At 66.0% G+C, this 18,848-nt stretch carries 17 protein-coding genes and 2 pseudogenes; 14 read left to right on the top strand and 5 right to left on the bottom strand.

Annotation, left to right across the window (positions count from 1 at the left end; all coding sequences use genetic code 11):
• Positions 1–40 precede the first annotated feature (40 nt).
• Complete coding sequence (locus tag JIM95_RS04225; protein ID WP_200258513.1) at positions 41–493, bottom strand: MarR family winged helix-turn-helix transcriptional regulator; 453 nt, start codon at positions 491–493, stop codon at positions 41–43.
• A 231-nt stretch (positions 494–724) separates the two neighbouring features.
• On the opposite strand from JIM95_RS04225, the gene JIM95_RS04220 reads away from it, so the two are divergent.
• The 8 genes from JIM95_RS04220 (at position 725) to dnaB (ending at position 9,277) form a co-directional block, all read left to right on the top strand.
• Positions 725–1,084 (top strand): DUF5318 family protein, encoded by a 360-nt coding sequence (locus JIM95_RS04220; RefSeq protein ID WP_200258515.1) that lies wholly within the window; start codon positions 725–727, stop codon positions 1,082–1,084.
• Positions 1,085–1,145: 61 nt separating this feature from the next.
• On the top strand, positions 1,146–3,323 hold the full coding sequence (locus JIM95_RS04215) for a transglycosylase domain-containing protein (protein WP_248232395.1): 2,178 nt from the start codon (positions 1,146–1,148) through the stop codon (positions 3,321–3,323).
• Between the two features lie 120 nt (positions 3,324–3,443).
• On the top strand, positions 3,444–5,048 hold the full coding sequence (locus JIM95_RS04210) for a glycosyltransferase family 87 protein (protein ID WP_200258528.1): 1,605 nt from the start codon (positions 3,444–3,446) through the stop codon (positions 5,046–5,048).
• Positions 5,049–5,067: 19 nt separating this feature from the next.
• Positions 5,068–5,247 carry a hypothetical protein gene (locus JIM95_RS04205; protein WP_234034644.1) on the top strand — a complete coding sequence of 60 codons (180 nt, stop codon included), beginning with the start codon at positions 5,068–5,070 and terminating at the stop codon, positions 5,245–5,247.
• A gap of 176 nt (positions 5,248–5,423) precedes the next feature.
• Entirely contained in the window at positions 5,424–5,711 is a 288-nt protein-coding gene (gene rpsF, locus JIM95_RS04200; RefSeq protein WP_200258534.1) for a 30S ribosomal protein S6, read from the top strand.
• A gap of 105 nt (positions 5,712–5,816) precedes the next feature.
• Positions 5,817–6,416: a single-stranded DNA-binding protein gene (locus JIM95_RS04195; protein ID WP_200258536.1), complete on the top strand. Its 600-nt coding sequence runs from the start codon at positions 5,817–5,819 to the stop codon at positions 6,414–6,416.
• Between the two features lie 120 nt (positions 6,417–6,536).
• On the top strand, positions 6,537–6,989 hold the full coding sequence (rplI, locus tag JIM95_RS04190; RefSeq protein WP_200258538.1) for a 50S ribosomal protein L9: 453 nt from the start codon (positions 6,537–6,539) through the stop codon (positions 6,987–6,989).
• A 797-nt stretch (positions 6,990–7,786) separates the two neighbouring features.
• Positions 7,787–9,277: a replicative DNA helicase gene (dnaB, locus tag JIM95_RS04185; protein ID WP_200258540.1), complete on the top strand. Its 1,491-nt coding sequence runs from the start codon at positions 7,787–7,789 to the stop codon at positions 9,275–9,277.
• Between the two features lie 79 nt (positions 9,278–9,356).
• On the opposite strand, the gene JIM95_RS04180 is transcribed toward dnaB, so the two are convergent.
• A complete protein-coding gene (locus tag JIM95_RS04180; protein WP_200258542.1) occupies positions 9,357–11,645 on the bottom strand; it encodes a heavy metal translocating P-type ATPase in 2,289 nt (762 codons plus the stop codon).
• Positions 11,646–11,761: 116 nt separating this feature from the next.
• Positions 11,762–11,962, bottom strand: a complete 201-nt coding sequence (locus JIM95_RS04175) for a heavy-metal-associated domain-containing protein (RefSeq protein WP_200258544.1) — start codon at positions 11,960–11,962, stop codon at positions 11,762–11,764.
• Positions 11,963–12,188: 226 nt separating this feature from the next.
• Here JIM95_RS04175 and JIM95_RS04170 point away from each other — a divergent pair, with 226 nt between their 5' ends.
• A complete protein-coding gene (locus tag JIM95_RS04170; RefSeq protein WP_200258546.1) occupies positions 12,189–12,557 on the top strand; it encodes a thioredoxin family protein in 369 nt (122 codons plus the stop codon).
• Positions 12,558–12,738: 181 nt separating this feature from the next.
• Positions 12,739–13,491, top strand: a complete 753-nt coding sequence (locus JIM95_RS04165) for a PspA/IM30 family protein (RefSeq protein WP_200258549.1) — start codon at positions 12,739–12,741, stop codon at positions 13,489–13,491.
• A gap of 81 nt (positions 13,492–13,572) precedes the next feature.
• On the opposite strand, the pseudogene JIM95_RS11565 reads toward JIM95_RS04165, so the two are convergent.
• Together JIM95_RS11565 and JIM95_RS11560 are read right to left on the bottom strand one after the other, a co-directional pair.
• Positions 13,573–13,917, bottom strand: a pseudogene (locus tag JIM95_RS11565) (NYN domain-containing protein); the annotation flags it as partial.
• Positions 13,918–14,396: 479 nt separating this feature from the next.
• Positions 14,397–14,970: pseudogene (locus tag JIM95_RS11560) on the bottom strand (NYN domain-containing protein); the annotation flags it as partial.
• A gap of 345 nt (positions 14,971–15,315) precedes the next feature.
• Here JIM95_RS11560 and JIM95_RS04155 point away from each other — a divergent pair.
• Genes JIM95_RS04155 through JIM95_RS04140 form a run of 4 tightly spaced genes read left to right on the top strand, consistent with a single transcriptional unit; the run spans position 15,316 to position 18,816 of the window.
• Entirely contained in the window at positions 15,316–15,690 is a 375-nt protein-coding gene (locus JIM95_RS04155; protein ID WP_200258559.1) for a GntR family transcriptional regulator, read from the top strand.
• Positions 15,687–16,607 (top strand): ATP-binding cassette domain-containing protein, encoded by a 921-nt coding sequence (locus JIM95_RS04150; protein ID WP_200258561.1) that lies wholly within the window; start codon positions 15,687–15,689, stop codon positions 16,605–16,607. The genes JIM95_RS04155 and JIM95_RS04150 overlap by 4 nt, the downstream gene beginning before the upstream one ends.
• Entirely contained in the window at positions 16,604–17,752 is a 1,149-nt protein-coding gene (locus tag JIM95_RS04145; RefSeq protein ID WP_200258570.1) for a hypothetical protein, read from the top strand. Before JIM95_RS04150 ends, JIM95_RS04145 begins: the two co-directional genes overlap by 4 nt.
• A gap of 11 nt (positions 17,753–17,763) precedes the next feature.
• Positions 17,764–18,816, top strand: a complete 1,053-nt coding sequence (locus JIM95_RS04140; protein ID WP_200258573.1) for a hypothetical protein — start codon at positions 17,764–17,766, stop codon at positions 18,814–18,816.
• Positions 18,817–18,848 lie beyond the last annotated feature (32 nt).

Below are 18,848 nucleotides of genomic sequence, written 5' to 3'. Positions count from 1 at the left end.
GCGGCGCGCTTCAGTGCGGCCGCCCGGGTGCTGGAAACGATCAGGCGTTCTTCTGGTTCGCGGAGTAGCGCTCCGCCAACTCGGTGATGACCGGGATGATCTGCTCGGCGATCTCGAGCTTCTCCGGGCTGAGGGAGGAGAGCATATCGGCGAGATAGGTGGTGCGCTCGTCGCCCACGCGCTTGAGTTCGGTTCGGCCCAGCTCGGTGAGCTGGACGCGGACCCCACGGCGGTCACTGGTGTCGCGGATGCGCTCGACCATGCCGCGGTGCTCCAGCTGGTGCAGGGCGTTGGAGGCGGTCGGCATGCGGATGCCCTCCTGACGGGCGACCTCACTGATGCGGGAGGCGCCGTGTTCGGCGAGGCGGGTCAGGATCGTCAGCTGCGGGCCAGTCAGATCGGACTGTTCTGCCATGCGGAAGTAGGTCACGTAGAGCTTTGTCATGGCCGGCCGGATCCGGGCGGCGATATCCATCGGGGTTGCAGCAGTCATGTTCCCAATCTTAACTGCTTTCCGGGACAGCTGTGAAACCCGATTTAACCGCCTTACGCTGCGATGTCTGTGTGAGAAGCCTGTCCGTGCTGGTCCTGACGTCCGGTACCGGCGGAAAGTTCGTTCCCGAACAAAAGGAGCGGTCGTGCCGTGCAGCCATCATCCGGGGTTTCCGCGGTCGTCGTCGCGGTATACCGGGGGTTCACACCGGCGACAGATAGACTGGTCCCCGTGGTCAGGTATTCCGGCGAAGTTACTCACCAGTGGGCGCGCCGCCGCCTGCTGGCCGAGTGGCGTGCCGGCCGTGTTTCCCGGGACACGGTGTGCGACGGAGACTTCCGTCTGCTCGCCGCCTCCCGTTTCCACGGATACCGCGCGGAGCGCCCCTGTCCCATCTGTGACGGTGACGACCTCCGTGTCGTTCTGTGGATATTTGGCGACTCATTAGGGAAGATGTCATCTAGCGCCCGTAGCGCCGAGGAGATCGAACGTTTCGCTGAAGCCGGCCGTGAGTTCACGGTGCACACCGTCGAGGTCTGCCCAGATTGTCACTGGAACCATCTGCTCAGCGCCCGGGAGGTCGGTCCGTGAACCGACCGTGGTACGTGGCACGTGAACTCAACAGAATCAATCCGATGGAGTGGACACAAAGGTGACTAGCAACAACCGGTACGACAACAACGACGGGGACGGGGTGGACACTCCGCGTGGTCCCCGTCGTCGCCGTTGGATCATCTGGTCCCTGGCGACCGCGTTCGTCCTGTTCGTCGTCGCCCCGTTGGGTGCCGTTCTGATCGCCTACACCATGGCGGATGTACCGGAACCCGAGGAGCTGGTGAACAAACAGGTCTCGAACATCTACGCCTCCGACGGGACCACCGAAATCGCCCGGATCGTCCCCCCGGAAGGCAACCGTGAACAGGTCAACCTCGACCAGATTCCGGAGGCACTCCGCGGGGCGGTTCTGGCGGCCGAGGACCGCGAGTTCTACACCAATCCCGGATTCTCCGTCACCGGGTTCGCACGTGCCGTCAAGGGACAGATCACCGGTGATGATTCGGCTGGTGGCGGTTCGACCATCACGCAGCAGTACGTGAAGAACGCGGTGGTCGGCAACGAACGTTCCTACCAACGGAAGCTCAAGGAACTCGTGATCAGCGCCAAGATGGCCAACGAGTGGTCCAAGAACGACGTCCTCGAGGCGTACCTGAACACCATCTACTTCGGCCGCAACTCCTACGGCGTGGCAGCTGCATCGGAGGGTTACTTCGGCAAGCCCCTCGCCGAGCTCACCCCCGCGGAATCCGCGGTCCTCGCCGCGTCCATCCAGCGCCCCAGCCAGCTCGACCCCTGGACCAACCGGGAGGAGGCCGAACAGCGGTGGAACTATGTCCTGGACGGAATGGTGTCCACCGGTTATCTCACCCAGGCCGACCGCGACGCAGCGGTGTACCCCGAGGTCATCGACCCCGCCCTGAACCAGGCCTACGTCGAGGCGACGGGCGCCAACGGGTTGATCAAGAATCAGGTCGTCGCCGAGCTCGAGAAGGTGGGGATAACCCAGGAGGACCTGGACACACGGGGTCTGCGGATCACCACCACCATCGATATCCGCAACCAGAACGCCGCCGTCGACAACGTGAACCGGATCTTCGACGGGGAGGACGAGAAGCTGCGCTCCGCGGTCGTCTCCATCGAGCCGTCCAACGGCGCGGTACGTGCCTACTACGGGGGCGACGACGCGGCGGGATGGGACTACGCCAACGCCCCCATCCAGACCGGTTCGACATTCAAGATCTACGGACTCGCCGCTGCGCTACAGCAGGGTATTCCCCTGACCACCATGTACTCATCGGCACCGGTCACGACCGGTAACGTCACCGTCACCAACGTCGGTGGCGGAGGATGCGGCTACTGCACCATCGCCGAGGCACTCAAGCGCAGTCACAACACCAGCTTCATCCGGCTCGAGCAGGACCTGGAGAACGGCTCCCAGGATGTCGCGGACATGGCCCACGCGCTCGGTATGGCCCGTTCACTGCCCGGCTACCCCGCGACTCTGACGGAGAACGGCGGCCAGCCCTACGAGGGGATCATCCTCGGCCAGTACGAGTCCCGTCCCTTCGATCAGGCCATCGCGCTGGCGACCCTCGCCAATGAGGGCGTCTGGCACGAGCCCTACTTCGTGGAGAAGGTCGAGACCTCGAACAACGACGTCCTCTACGAGCACACCCCCACCACCGGCCAGCGCCGGGTCGCCGCGAACGTCGCCAACAACGTGATGAGCGCGATGGCCCCCATCGCCGCCTGGTCCAACCAGAACCAGCTCGCTGGTGGGCGGGTGTCCGCCGCCAAGACCGGGACCACGCAGTTGGGCGACACCGGCTTCAACAAGGACGCGTGGATGATCGGCGCGACCCCCCAGCTCGCGACAGCCGTGTGGGTGGGCACCGTCGACAACACCGCGCTGCGCAACTACTGGGGCGGAAACATGTACGGTGCCGGTCTGTCGGCCCAGATCTGGAAGGCCACGATGGACGGCGCCCTCGAGGGTAAACCCCTCGAGTACTTCCCCGAACCGGAGCCACTCGGATTCAACAACGCCCCCGCCCCGCAGTACGTGCCCCCGGCCCCGGGTTCCGCCACACCCACCGAATCCGAGTCGGAGGATGAGGACCCCGACGCCGAACACGGCGAGGAGGAAGGCGGCGGAATCGACGGCGGGGTGCCGGAGATTCCGGTGGCCCCGGCACCGGTCCCGGCACCGCCGCCCTCTCCCGAGCAGGTGGAGATTCTCCCCGGTATCACCATCCCGAACATCTTCAACTGACCGGAGCGTTCCGCTGGGGGGACCGGAGACACGGTTCCCGCCGGCGAGGTTGGCAGCGGAGGGCCGGTGAGCGACAATGATACCGACCTACATCCCGACGAGCAGGCACGAATGAGGACCATGAGTACCAGACCGAAGAACCGGAGGCCTGCGGACGTCGACCGCGACCTGGATCGAGTTCAACCCGGCCGCACGGAGCCGCTCGCGCGCGGCTTCATCGAATTCCTGGGTGGCCCGTTCGGACGATTCAGTGCACCGGGAACCGCGTGGTTGGTGACCCCTCTGCGGGTCATCGTCGCCCTCTCCCTCGTGTTCCTGGCCCTCGGCTGGCTGGCCAAGGCCAACTGCATCCAGGGGACCGTCGGTGGCGACGGGATCGTCAATCTGGACTGGTCGGGGAGCCGGCAGCTGATTTCGGCCTGCTACAGCGACATGATTCCGCTCTACGGGGCGGAGGGACTCAAGGACGGACACTTCCCCTACGCCTATTCATGGGTGGAGAATGACACGACCCGCTACATGGAGTACCCGGTACTGACCGGGCTCTTCCAGTGGCTCATGGCACGCATCACCATGCTCATCTGGCCGCTGGTCCATGCCGTGGCGGGATCAATGCCCGAGGTCGGGGTCTACTTCAGCGTTTCGGCGCTGGTCCTGGCGCTGTTCTGGGTCCTGGCGGTGCGGTGCGTCTACGCCATGACCGGCAACCGTGTCTGGGACACGGTTCTCATGGCGGCCTCTCCACTCGTCGTGGTGCACGCCTTCACGAACTACGACACCCTCCCCATCGCCGCGGCGCTGGCCGCTATGCTCGCCGCGGCGCGGGGCAGGCCCGGCATCGCGGGCCTGCTCATCGGCCTCGGCGTCGCCCTTAAACTGTGGCCGCTATTCATGTTCGGGGCGTATCTGGTGCTGGCGGTTCGCACCCGGCGGTTCAAACCCTTCGTTGTCATGGTCGCCTCCGGGGCCGCGGCCTGGCTCGTGGTCAACCTGCCCATCATGCTGGCGTTCCCCGAAGGCTGGCGTGAGTTCTTCAGGTTGAACACCGAGCGCGGCTGGGAGTGGTCGACGATCTACGCGATCGCCGCCCGGAACACGCCCTGGAACGGTTGGGACGAACCCGGGACCGAACCGGTGATCCTGAATGCGGTGTCGCTCGCGTTCTTCCTCGTCGGGTGTCTCGCGATCGCCGTGCTCGGTGTGCTCACCAGACGCCAGCCTAGGGTCGCGGAGCTGGTGTTCCTCATCGTCGCTGTGTTCCTGCTGACCAACAAGGTGTGGAGCCCCCAGTACTCCCTGTGGCTGGTGCCCCTCGCGGTACTGGCGCTCCCCCGGTGGCGCCTCCTCATGGCCTGGGGGTTGGCTGAGGCCATGGTCTGGCCGGTGCTGATGTGGCACATGGCGGGCGACGACGCCAAGGGCGCCCCGTCGGAACTGCTGGATACGGTCCTGGTGATCCGGGGGGCGCTGCTCATCACGATCATCGTTCTGGTCGTGCTCCAGATGCTCGGCCGCCGCAGCGATCCGGTGCTGGAGGCCAACGGCGGCATGGATCCACTCGCGGGTGGCTTCCTCGTTCGACCCGGCTCCACGTACCGCGGCTTCATCGGCGAGATCCGCCCGGTCGGGGAAGAAGACGGCACCGACGAAAAACAGCGGCCGGTCGCGCCGCGCGGGGCGGACACGGTGTCGAGCGGTACCGGGGGAGCGTCCGGTCGTGGATAGCACAGCGGTCATCGTCACCATGGCGAGTGTCTTCGTCGGGTTCCTGCTCTTCGGCGGGTCGTACGCGAGCTTCAGCTACCGCCGCAGCCCGAAACTGACATGGACCCTTTTCACGTTCGCGATCTTCTTCATCACGGTCATTCCGACCGTCATCGCCGTGTTCTGGGCCACGCTGTTCGCCGGGTCCGGAGCCGGCTGAACCGGGACCGGGGGCCACGGGATCCGCGGAACGGGGGAACGTCGCTTCCGCTTCGGCTTCCGACTCTCCATCGGCCTGGTGTACGCTGGTGGGGTTGCTGACGCAACGAACCCTCCTGCCACACCACAAGGGTGTGGCCGATCCAAAACACTAGACCACAGGAGGTGATGAGGTCCGTGCGTCAATACGAACTCATGATCATTCTCGACCCCTCCCAGGACGAGCGCACTGTCGCCCCGTCCCTGGATAAGTTCCTCGAAGTCGTCCGCAAGGAAAACGGCACCGTGGAGAAGGTTGATATCTGGGGCAAGCGTCGCCTGCAGTACCCGATCAACAAGAAGGAAGAGGGCATCTACGCGGTCATCGAGCTCAACTGTGAGCCCGCTACCGTGCAGGAACTCGACCGTCTGCTGAACCTGAACGACAGCATCCTGCGCACCAAGGTGCTGCGGGCTGACCGTTAAGCAGGGACACTGGTAGGAAAACTCTTTCCCGCACGCAGTCCCACCACCAGTGGTGGGCGGTGAACCCCCCAGTACACGAGTCATAAAGGAAGGTCGTTCAAGGACATGGCACAGGGAGACACAAACATTACGGTGGTCGGCAACCTCGTCGCCGACCCGGAGCTCCGGTTCACCCCTTCGGGGGCGGCCGTCGCCAATTTCCGTATCGCCTCGACCCCCCGCCGTTTCGACGCTGAGTCGAAGCAGTGGGTCGACGGGGAGGCCCTGTTCCTGACCTGCAACGTCTGGCGCCAGGCCGCGGAGAATGTCGCGGAGTCCCTGAGCAAGGGGATGCGCGTCATCGTCACCGGTCGACTCCGTCAGCGCTCCTACGAAACCCGTGAGGGTGAGAAGCGCAGTGTCTTCGAGGTGGAGGTCGACGATGTCGGCCCCTCCCTGAAGTACGCGACGGCTCAGGTCGCGCGGACCCCCAGGGGCGGCGGCCAGGGCGGCGGAAACTTCGGTGGCGGCGGCAGCGGTGCCGGCGGCAACGCCGGCGGCGGAAACTACGGTGGCGGAAACGCCGGCGGTGGTTTCGGTGGCGGCCAGAGTACCGGCGGTTTCGGTGGCGGAAACGCCAACCGCGCCCCCGACAATGACCCGTGGAACAGCGCTCCGCAATCCGGCGGTTTCGGTGGTTCAACCGATGACGAGCCCCCGTTCTGACCTGAGGGTCCGTAGAACGTGGGTACGTCCCAGCATCAATCATCCACATAATTCCCGCTCCCCTGAACGCCGCACAGCTGGCGCCGGGTTCGGCGGGAAGCAGAACGAAAGGCAGGGATCATGAAGCTGATCCTCACCGCCGCCGTTGACAATCTCGGTGTCCCCGGGGACATCGTCGAGGTCAAGGCCGGCTACGGACGTAACTTCTTGCTTCCGCGTGGCTACGCCATCGTTGCGACCCGCAACGCGGAAAAGCAGATCGAGGACATCAAGCGCGCCCAGAAGGCCCGCGAGATCCGCGATACCGACCACGCTCGCGAGGTCAAGAACCAGCTCGAGCAGCTCACCGGCGTCTCCATCGCGGTGCGCACCTCTGACAAGGGCAAGCTCTTCGGCTCCGTCACCGCGGACGACATCGTCGACGCGGTGAAGAAGGCCGGCGGTCCCACCCTGGACAAGCACAACGTCAAGCTGGCCAAGGGAACGGTCAAGTCGACCGGCTCCTACCAGGTGGACGTGAAGCTGCACGGTGACGTCACCGCGCCGATCAACTTTGAGGTCGTCTCCGCCTAAGACAGGCGGTCAGACGGCGGCCGGTACACACCGTACCGACCCAACGACAACAGCAGCCACGGCCCCCGCACCTAGGCCCTCCGACACGTTCGACGTGTCCACGGGACAAGATGCGGGGGCCGTGGTCTTTCTGTCGTGCGGGCGACCACCACGACCGGTCGGGGCCCCGCGGGCGTCGTGTGGGAGTTGTCGACGGATGGGGTTCGGGTGGTGGGATATCGCGGTTGCGACCGCATGTGAATATTGTTCCCGAATTGTGGATAACTCCGGGTGCTGAACGTGCAACGCGACGCGCTGACCGGCGGTGATTCGTCTAACTCGTGGGGGGTGGCGGTGTCAAACCGGCTGGTTAGCGACGGTTATCCACGGCCCACGACCAGTTACCCACAGCCCATTTATGCGGTATGACCTGCGACTTCAGTTAAAGTTCAGCAAAATTTCGGGCGGTATTCCACAAGTTGTCCACAGGCGCGCCGGGAAATCCCCAGCCCAGAGATGAACTATCCCTAACTTTGTGCACAGCCCCTGTGGATAACTGACCTTCCCCGACCGGGGTACGGGCGCCCGGGACCCCCCGAAACTGAGGGGGCAGAGCGCTGTGAGCCGGTGTGACTTACCGGGGGCGGAGGGATTCCGTGGAGTGCCTCGAGATAGGTGTGTCGTTGGCGGTACTGTTGGCCCTGACGCTTGCCGGTCCGCCCGTTGCGGTACCGCGGGCGTCCAGCTTCCCGCAGCCGGTGTCCCGGCCCGGTGGCGGGGACCAGCGATCTTCTTCAGACAGTGAAAGGTGCACCTCAGTGACCTCCGGTTTAAGTGACACCAGCTTCGACGACGACTATGTACCCCCGGAAGCACCTCCGGAGGAGGACGGCGGTGGTTCGGACTTCGTCCGCTTCGACCGGCCACGGCGCGATCGCCCCGGATTCCGGTCCACCTCCGGTGAGGCCGCGGAGAAGAAGTTCGGTCGGGTACCGCCCCACCACCTGGAGGCCGAGCGGAGCGTGCTGGGTGCCATGCTGCTGTCCACCGGTGCGGTCACCGACATCGTCGAGGAGCTCACCCCGGAGGATTTCTACCGGCCCGCCCACCAGATCATCTACTCGGTGATCCTCGACCTTTTCAGTGAGCAGAAGGAGGTCGACCCGATCATCGTGTCCGGCCGCCTGGACCGGCAGGGTGATCTGGACCGGGTCGGAGGGGCACCCTATCTCCACACCCTGATCTCCTCCGTCCCGACGGCGGCGAACGCCCGCTACTACGCCGAGATCGTCGCTGAGAAGGCGCTGTTGCGCCGATTGGTCGATGCGGGCACGAGAGTGGTCCAACTGGGCTACGAGGGCACGGAGACCGCCGAGGCGGACACGGTGCTCGACCTCGCGCAGCAGGAGGTCTTCGCCATCGCGCAGCGCAAGACGACCACGGACTACGCGATCCTCTCCGATGTCCTGGAACCGACGATGGAGGAACTCGAGGCGCTGGCGACCCACGGTGGGTTGGCGGCAGGGATACCGACCGGGTTCGTCGACCTCGATGAACTGACGAACGGGCTTCACGGCGGTCAGATGATCATCGTCGCCGCCCGCCCCGGCGTCGGTAAGTCGACACTGGCGCTGGACTTCATGCGGTCCTGCTCGGTGAAGCACGGCAAGGCCTCTGTGATCTTCTCCCTCGAGATGTCGAAGTCGGAGATCGTCATGCGTCTGCTGTCCGCCGAGACGGAGATCAAGCTCACCGACATGCGGTCGGGCAAGATGACCACCGAGCAGTGGCAGCGCATCGCGGAACGGGTCGGCAAGATCGCCGATGCCCCCCTGTTCATCGACGACTCCGCCAATCTGACGATGATGGAGATCCGGTCCAAGGCCCGCCAGCTGAAGCAGAAGCACGACCTGCAGATGATCGTGGTGGACTATCTCCAGCTCATGAGCTCGGGGAAGAAGGTCGAGTCCCGCCAGCAGGAGGTCAGTGAATTCTCCCGTCAGCTGAAGCTGCTGGCCAAGGAACTCGACGTGCCCCTGGTGGCCATCTCCCAGCTGAACCGTGGCCCGGAGTCCCGGACCGACAAGAAGCCGCAGCTCGCGGACCTCCGCGAGTCGGGTTCGCTGGAGCAGGACGCCGACATGGTCATGCTGCTCTACCGGCCGGACTCCCAGGACAAGGAGGACCCGCGTGCGGGCGAGGCCGACATCATCATGGCCAAGCACCGTGGTGGCCCGATCGGAACCGTGGCCGTCGCCCACCAGCTGCACTACTCCCGTTTCCGGGATCTGGCCCGCGGAATGGGCTAGCGACGACCGGAAAAACGACGACGGCGGGGACGACACCCTCAGGTGCCGCCCCCGCCGTCGTCGCGCGGATGTCCGCCGGTCAGCGGAAGGTCCGGAGCCGGAGGGAGTTGGTGACGACGAACACCGAGGACAGAGCCATCGCCGCGCCGGCGAGCATCGGGTTGAGCCAACCCATCGCGGCGACCGGGATCAGGACGATGTTGTAGCCGAACGCCCAGAACAGGTTGCCGTGGATCGTCCGCAGCGTGGCACGGGACAACCGGATGGCATCGGCGACCCCGTCGAGCCCCTCCCGCATGAGGGTGATGTCCCCCGCCTCGATGGCGACGTCGGTACCGGTGCCCATCGAGAGTCCGAGGTCGGCCTGGGCGAGGGCTGCCGCGTCATTGACGCCGTCCCCGGCCATGGCGACGGTCCGCCCCTCGCCCTGCAGACGGCGGACCTCCTCGACCTTGCCTTCCGGCAGAACCCCGGCCAGCACATCGTCCGGGTCGATTCCGACCTCCCGGGCGACAGCTGCGGCGGCACCCCGGTTGTCACCGGTGAGCAGAACCGGGGTCAGCCCGAGTTCCTTCAGCGATGCTATCGCGGCCGAGGAGGTCTCCCGGATCCGGTCCCGGACGGTGAGGACGGCGGTGGGGTCACCGTCGACGTGGAGTACGACCGGCGTGGCGCCGTCGGACTGGGCGTCCGCGATGACGGAGGCGAGTTCCCGCGGAAGACCCTCCTCCGGACGCAGCACCGCGACCTGACGTCCTTCGACGACCGCGCTCACGCCACTACCGGCGTGCGCGGTGAAGCCGGAGAACTCCGGCAGCTCCCCCTCCCCCGCTGCCGCCGTCGCGGCGGCGACGATCGCGCGCCCGACGGGATGTTCACTGCCCTGTTCGACCGCGCCCGCCAGGCGCAGCGCCTCCCCGCGATCCGTCCCCGGGACGGTGGCGACGTCGGACAGCGCCATTTCTCCGGTTGTCACCGTTCCGGTCTTGTCCAGGACGATCGTGTCCACCCGGCGGGTCGACTCGAGCACTTCCGGCCCCTTGATCAGGAGCCCCATCTGGGCGCCGCGACCGGTTCCGACGAGAAGCGCGGTGGGTGTGGCGAGGCCGAGGGCGCAGGGGCAGGCGATGATGAGGACCGCCACCGCGGCTGTGAAGGCCCCGGCCGTGGTCGATCCCAGCAGCAGATGGGCGATCAGCGTCACCAGGGACACCACCATGACGACGGGGACGAAGACCTGCGATATCCGATCGACAAGCCGCTGGACCGGCGCCTTCCGGGACTGGGCTTCGGTGACCATGCGACCGATCCGAGCGAGCGTGGTTTCCCCGCCGACCCGGGATGCACGGACCACGAGCCGACCGGAGTTGTTCACCGTCGCACCCGTCACCGTGTCCCCCGGGGTGACGTCGACGGGTACCGACTCCCCCGTCAGCATCGACTCATCGACGGAACTCGTCCCCGAGACGATCACGCCGTCTGTGGCGACCGTCTCCCCCGGGCGGACGACGAACTCGTCACCCACGGAGAGTCGGTCGACCGGTATCCGCTGCTCCCTGCCGTCGACGAGGAGGGTGGCCTCCTTCGCCCCGAGGGTCAGCAGGGCACGCAGCGCCTGTGAGGAACGGCCCTTGGCGCGAGCCTCGAACCAGCGGCCGAGAAGCAGGAACACGATCACCATCGAGGCGGTGTCGAGGTAGATGTCGTGCAGTCCGGAACCGCTGTCCGCGAAGAGGTGGAAGTGCATCGTCATCCCCGGCCGTCCTGCGTCGCCGAGCGTCAGTGCCACGATCGACCACACCAGCGCCGCGGTGGTGCCCAGGCTGACCAGAGTGTCCATCGTGAACGCCCCGTGCCGCAGATTCGTGGCGGTGGCCCGGTGGAACGGCCACCCGCCCCAGAAGAACACCGGTCCGGTGAGCGCGAGCGCGACCCACTGCCAGTAGTCGAACTGGAGGGCGGGGACCATCGACAGCAGCATCACCGGTAGACCGCACACAGCGGACACGATCAGCCTGCGGCGTAGATCGGCGATCTCCTCCGCGCGGGCCTCGTCGGCGGTGTCCGGTGAATCCCCCGCAGGATCAGTGTCGTCGGTCCCGGAGCCGGCGGGGGCGATGACGCTCGCGCCGTAGCCCGTCTTCTCTACGACGGAAACCAGATCATCCGGAGTGAGGAGATCCGGATCGAAGTCGACGGACGCGGTCTCTGTGGCGAAATTCACGGTGGCGGTGACCCCGTCGAGACGGTTGAGTTTGCGCTCGACCCGGCCCGAACAGGAGGTGCACGTCATACCCGTGACCGTGAGATCGACGTGTTCGGTACCGGCTGTTGCGGTGGGACCGGTGGTTCCGGTCGGGTTGTTCATTGTTGCTCCTGTTCATGGGAACCGTTGATCCGGTTTCCGGAGAGGACGACGCCGCCCGGCCGTCGGTACAGCGACAGCGGGGCGGCGTGGTGAGTGGGAGATCCGCGCTGACCGGGTCAGTCGGCCACCTTGTAGCCGGCCTCCTCTATCGCCGTGGAAATGGCTTCGTCGGTGAATCCCTGGCCGGTGACCGTCACCACTCCCTTGTCGAGGTCGACGTCGACACCCTGGGTACCGGGAACCGTCGACACCTCCTCGATCACCGCATTGCTGCAGTGCTCGCAGGTCATACCTTCCACACGGTAATTCTTGGTCATTGTTCGTTCCGTCCTTTCGCGTCTCCGTCACATCCGTCCGATGGGTGCGGAGGGTTCGGCCCGATCGGCCCGCGTCCCTCCGGTACCGTGACGGTGCGGTGTCATCTATCCGCACAAACTACCCCAGCTCACCGGTTCCACCGCAAGAGGACGGGAATACCGTCCGGGATTTCGGTGTTGAGCGGGATGCACAGTTCCCAAACAGAGAATCCGGAGTGTTTATTCCATGGCCACGATTGATGTAACCGAAGCCACATTCGAAGAGACCGTCACCAAGGGCGGAATAGTCCTCGTCGATGTGTGGGCGTCCTGGTGCGGCCCCTGTGTCCGCTTCGCCCCCACCTTCGAGAAGGTCTCCGAGGCGCACCCTGAGGCTGTGTTCGCGAAACTGGACAGCGAAGCGAACCAGGGACTCGCTGCCGCACTGCAGATCCAGTCGATACCCACCCTGATGATCTTCCGCGACGGAATCCTCGTGTTCCGGGAATCCGGATCCATGTCGGCCGCGGCACTGGAGGATCTGTACACCCAGGTCAGTGAGCTGGACATGGATCAGGTCCGCAGTGAGATGGCGAAGGAACAGCAGTCCGAGTAGCGGCCCCCTTTCTTCTCCCCTCCCCCGGGGACGCGCAGGTACTCCCGGGGGGAGGGACTTTTCCGGTTCCGCTCCGTGAGTCGGCTGATGGGGGTGGTCGGCGCGGCTAGACTGGTGGCAGTACAGAAGCCGTTCAACGCGGCGCCGCCACGGTCCCCCGGAAGAGAGTCGACACAAGATCATGGCCAACACATTCGCGAAGGGATGGAAGTACCTCATGGCATCCCTGGACAAGAAGATCGAAGACAACGCCGACCCGAAGGTGCAGATCCAGCAGGCCGCCGCTGCCGCGAAGCAGCAACACGCGGACATCGCCAGTCATGCTGTGTCGGTGATCGGGACCCGCAGTCAGTTGGAGATGAAACTCAACAGGCTCCTCGCGGACAAGAACAATCTCGAGGATCAGGCACGCACCTCCCTGCGGGCCGCGGACGCCGCCACCGAGGCCGGGGAAACCGCCCGCGCCGCCGAACAGATGGCCGCCGCGGAGGTGCTGTCCACGCGACTGGTGGCGGTGGAGAACCAGATCGAGGAGACCACCGCGCTCCACGGTCGGGCGGTGGAAGCCGCGGAGCAGGCGGAGGCGCAGGTTCGGGAGTCCGAGGCGCGGCTCCGTGAGCAGCTGGACCAGATCGAGAAGCTGCGTGCCCAGGTGGATCAGACCGCGATGCGGGAGACCGTCAACGACGCCGCGGATCCGATGGACGGAATCGGCGACCCCGATTCCGCCGTCCCCACCCTGGACGCCGTCCGTGCCAAGATCGAGCGTCGCTATGCGGAGGCCCTGGGGTCCCAGGAACTGCTGGAGACCTCTGTCGCCGAGCGGATGACGGAGATCAGGGACACCGGCCTCGACATGAAGGCCGCGGCCCGCCTGGAGCAGATCCGGGCGGAGATGCGGAAACCCGAGATCACCGACGGATCCGGGGATTAGGCCCGGGAGATACACGGTGATCCGCCCCCGCCCCGACCAGGTCGGAACGGGGGCGGATCACGCTTCTCCAGCGATCGTCGGTCAGCGGCGGGAGATGTGTAGCAGAACACCCCGGATGCCGGAATGGAACCCGTCGCGCAGATTCACCCGCTGCGATTCGGTGAGGGTGTACTCGTGCAGTGTCTCGCAGGCGAACTGCAGGAGTGGGCGATCGATCTCGGGTGGAAGACCGCCACCGCACAGCTGATGGGCGTTGTTGCGCTGTTCTCCGGAGGCAGCGTTGTCGTACCACCAGCTCGCGTACTGCTGGCCGACGTCGAAGGGGGTCTGGGATCCGTCCGACGCCCAGACCTCGCTCGGCAACGGCACGTACCTGGACCGGAGTTTCCGCCGCGGAGCCATCATCGACGGGTTGGGGACCGGACGGGCCGGTTTCTCCGCGGCATCCTGCTGCGGAGGCTGAACCGGACGCCCGGTGCCGGGCTCCTCCGTCTGTCTCCGGTCCACGGCAGAGGCGTCGGAGGTGTGCTCCGCACCCGCCGGTGTCGGTGCCGCGGTCGCTCTGCGGAGATCGCCGGTTTCGGGGCTCTCCGCGGTGGCGGGCTCGCGGGGGGAATCGGCTCCGGCGTGTGTCGACGGCGACGCCGTCTGGCGCATCGCGGGCGCACCGGGACCGCGGTCCTCGGTGGGGGGTCCGGGCACGTCGACCTGGTTGTCACCCGATCCGTGGAGCTGTCCCTGCCTGATGGTGCCGGGGGTGGGGCCGGAACGGTGTTTCCCGGGATGCCCGGTGTGGTGATCGTCCGGAGTGTTCGTTTGCTCGGACGTCTGTGGGGTGGCTCCCCCCGGGTTCGGCACGCTGGTCGGCCCCGTTTCCTCGATGGGCTCGGCGTCACCGATCGGTTTGGTTCTCACCACCGGTGGGAGAGGCCCTTCGAGGACCTGGAGCTGCATGCATTCAGCGAAGTCCTCGCGGGGATCGAGGATCGTCGTGGAATCGCAGGCGTAGCGCAGCGCCGAGGACATGGAGTCCCAGCCGAATCCGTAGAGATGCACGCGGAGTCCGGCCGCGGTCGCCTCCTGCACTCCCGGCAGCATGTCGGCGTCGCCGGAGACGAGGACGATGTCGGAGCACTGGCCCCGGACCCCGGAGAGAACCATGTCGGCCACCAGCCGGGTGTCCACGGCCTTCTGGGTGCGGCGCTCACCCCACTCGATGAGCTGCCCCGCGCGGAGCTGCACGCCGTCGCATGTCCGGAGCGCGCGCTGGTAGCGGTGCGGGCCGGAATCGGGGATCCCGTCGTACCACATCTGTCGCTGGATGGGCTGGTCGAGTTGATTCCGGATCATCGTGCCGAGAACGGCGACGACCTCGGGTAGGTCTATCTCTAACTGGGCGCGTGCCCCCGTCTCCCATGAGTTGTAAAAGCTGGCGAGCAGGTAGGACGTATCGACGAATACTTGTGTGCGCTCAAGCATGGCTCCTAATTTCCGTTCATTGTCTTGCTAAATCCGTTTAGTCACTTGTGTCCAGCATGCCTGAAAGGGCCCGGTTACGTCGATATCCCGCGGCGAGGCCCCCGGGCGCTGCAGTTGTACGTTTCCATGTCCCGCCAGCACAGGCGGGGGATCTGTGCGTGGCCGGGCATCGATGGGCGCTGTGACTCACCCGTTCGGGGGGTGGTGGGGCGTGGGCTGTACCCCCGTATCTGTCCGGTTCCGACGGGCATTGCGGCCGCCTGGAATTGGTTGTATGGTTAGTTACACAAGTAACCAACCAACGAACCAACGATTCGCGATCCATCCGATGACGGAGAGTGGGCCATGGAGGAAACGACCCTGCCGCTGTTCCGGCAGATCGCCGCACTGGTCGAGGACTCAATCGTCGACGGCTCTCTCGTCGCCGGCGAACGGGCCCCGTCGACCAACGAACTCGCGGCGTTCCACAACATCAACCCTGCCACGGCCCGCAAGGGTCTCACCCTGCTCGTGGACACCGGGATACTCGAGAAACAGCGCGGAATCGGCATGTTCGTCACCGCCACAGCCAGGGAGACGATTCTCCGGCGCCGTCGGGAGGCGTTCGCGGCCGGTTTCCTGGCCCCGCTCATCGACGAGGCCGTCAAACTCGGGATGTCCCGGGAAGAGCTGCACACCCTCACCGACCAGGTCGCGGAAAGCCGAGGACTCTACTCATGAACCACAACGACAACACAGTCATCACAGTCATCAACGCGGACGACGTCACCATCGGATACGGGAAGACGCCCGTGCTCACCGGTCTGAGCGTCACCGTCCCGGACGGCGGTATCCACGCGCTCGTCGGACCCAACGGGTCCGGCAAGACCACGCTGCTGCGTTCCATCGCCGGCCAGCACGAGACGAACGGCGGCAGCCTCACGGTGTTCGACGCCCCGCCCTTCGACAACGCCGAGGTGATGGACCGGGTCGTGCTCATGGGCGCTGATGTGTCCCTACCGCGGACCTGGAAGGGGCGCAGGCTCCTGGAGATCGGGGAGGCACGCTGGGCCACCTTCGACATGGCGCGCGCCCTCGAGCTCGCCGAACTGTTCGATCTCGATCTGGACAAGAAGTACTCGGAGTACTCGACCGGTCAGAAGTCCATGCTCCAGGTCGTCATAGGGCTTGCGGCCCGCTGTCCCGTCACCCTCCTCGACGAACCCTATCTGGGGCTCGACATCGAGCGTCGCAGGGTGCTCTACACCGAGCTCCGGGCCGATGTGGAGCAGCATCCCCGAACGGTGATCCTCTCCACCCACCAGCTCGATGACGCAGCGGCCGTCATCGATTCCGTCATCGTCATCGGCTCACGCTCTCTGCTCTTCACCGCCGAGGTCGCCGACCTCAATGAGGGCGTGCTCTCCGCGACCGGGCCGGCGTTCCGCATCGATGCACTCGTCGAGGCGCTCGGGTCCACCGGGACGGTCCTCGCCCGCGAGAAACTCACCGGGCAGGAGCGGGTGATCCTCGACCTGCGGGGCGCCACCGCAGACGCCATCGACTCCCTGTGGACGAAGGCACGCGAACTCGGCGTCCGCGTCCAGGCCGCCGACCTCGAGGACGCCGTCACCGCCCTGGCGGGTGATGCCCGATGACTCCCCACGTGACCCCGGGCGGCGGTGTGGACCGCCGACTGATGCTGACACTCGGCGACTGGCGCCGCGCAGGACTCATCCTCGCCTTCATCCTCGCCGACTACGTGCTGCTCACCGGTGTGCTGATGATGTTCATCGAGGATGGCGGCCGATGGAACGTCCTCTACATCGGACTCGTCCTTCTCTCCGGTGCACTCGTGTGGCTGCACACCCCGGCCGACGGCTACCGGGCCATGAATCTCACCGGGGCGACCTGGAGAAGACACCACATCGTGCGCTCGGCGGTGTTCACCCTGAGCACCGCCCTCGTCGTGGCCCTCGTGGTCGTCGCACCCGGCTTTCTTCCCCCGCGCGCCCTCGTACCCGTCGGCGTCATTCTCGCCGCGGCGTTTCTCGTGCAGGTCTGGCGGGGACGGTCGATGCCGGAGTCCCGGTCCCGGGCCGACGACGGGAAACCGTGGTGGTTGACGGCGGACCTCGGGATGAGCCGTGGAACGCTGATCGGCTCCTCCCCCACGGCCCAGGTCATCCGCGACCCGGTCCTCCGCTTCACGGTGATGGTCTGGGTCGGGGTACTGGTCTACCTTCTGATGATCCGCCTCCTGCCGTGGGGCGCCGTCCGGGAGGCCGACGACCTGGCCTTCGTCACGATCATGGTGCTCTCCTTCTCCGGGAGCATGGCATCCCTGGCTCCCCTGGCCGCGAGGACATGGCGGGCGTACGGCTGGCCGCTACGTGACTTCGTCCGCGACTGGAACGTCACGACGCTGTTCAACCTCCCGGTGGCGCTCCTGGTCTGGACCGCCGCGTGGGCCGTGGCGTTCCGGGGAACGATCTCCTTCCACGAGGGGATCCCCGTTTTCCTCGCCGTCGGACTCCTCGCCGTCAGCGGGATGGTGCTCGCACCGTGGGCCATCGGGCGGAACGCCTGGTGGTACGCGAGCCTGGTGGCCGCGTACCCCGTCGCCTTCGCGACAGGCTCCACCGACGTCCGGGTCGTATCCGGAGCTCTGGCGACGCTCACGATCTGGACGCTCATCCTGCTGTTCGTGATCTCCCCGAGACTCGCCGGAACCACCGACCTCAGCGGGGCGACGTTCCATGAGCGGTTCTCCGGTAATCGACGATGGGGAAGGATGCGTTGACAGTGAGGACAATGGGTGGTTCATCAACCGCGATCCTCCGCCACGCGAACCCCTGGGTCCTGCCTGTCCTGGTGACCCTGGCCTCCGCCGCAGGTCTCTACGGGTACCTCTTCACGGAAGATTGGCCGCACGCGTGGACCGCGTGGGTCGCTGCGGCACTCGGTGCGGTTCTCCTGGCATCCGCCGGTGACGCGGACACCTACCGCGCCTTCAACCTCGACCACGCGACCTGGCGTCGGCATCATCTTCTCCGGGTGGGGATCTACACGGTCATCCTCTCCTCCTGCGCCCTGCTCAACTGGTTGCTGCGCGGCGAGGGCGTCGTCCTCGTGAGCGTCGTGTTCTGGGTGGTGGCCGCCATCATCCAGGTCCGCAACACGCGAACCTGGCCGGAGGCGTCCCGGACGGCGACGTCGAGGTCGGGAGATCCGGCGAACAGCGGTGGCGGCCCGCGCCGGGCGTGCCGGGCGATCATCGCCGGGAACGTTGTTCCGCGGGACCTCATCGGCTGGGGACTCACGGCTGTCGCCGCGGTCATCATCGGTCTCACAGACATCCGGGTGAACTGGATGATCCTTCCCCTGGTGACGGTCATGGCGGGTCTCACATCCGACGAACGACCGGACCGGTGGATGGCCTTCAACGGTCGCCGACGGACCTGGCTGCGGGAACGGACACGACTGGCGTTGCTCCATCCGGTCATGGCCGCGGCCGCGTCACTGCCGTCACTGCTGATCGTGAACCCGGATGACCATCTGCTCACCGGAATCTACCGGTGGATCGCGGTGGGATTCCTGATCGCCACCATCGACATCATCCTCCCCGTGCTCACCGTGTGGTGGGCGCCCTATCTCATCATCATCATGGGCCTGACGGGGATTCCGGTCTCGTTGCCCGCGGACACCTGTCCTGATCCGACCCTCTATCCCGTGGTCGGGGCGGGGTTCCTCATCGTCAACTACATCGTGGTCGACCGGTGGCTGGTCCGACGTTGGCGGTCGGGGTCGAGGGGGTTGGCGGATTGGTTGGGCATGAATACCGCCAGGGCAACCAACGCGGGGTGAGTGGCGGATGAACATCCCTAAAACTGCCGGTA

Origin of the sequence: Corynebacterium antarcticum (assembly GCF_016595285.2) — a bacterium.
Taxonomy (GTDB): domain Bacteria; phylum Actinomycetota; class Actinomycetes; order Mycobacteriales; family Mycobacteriaceae; genus Corynebacterium; species Corynebacterium antarcticum.
Note: the sequence above shows the minus strand (reverse complement) of the source record. Positions and strands in the feature narration are given on the sequence as shown.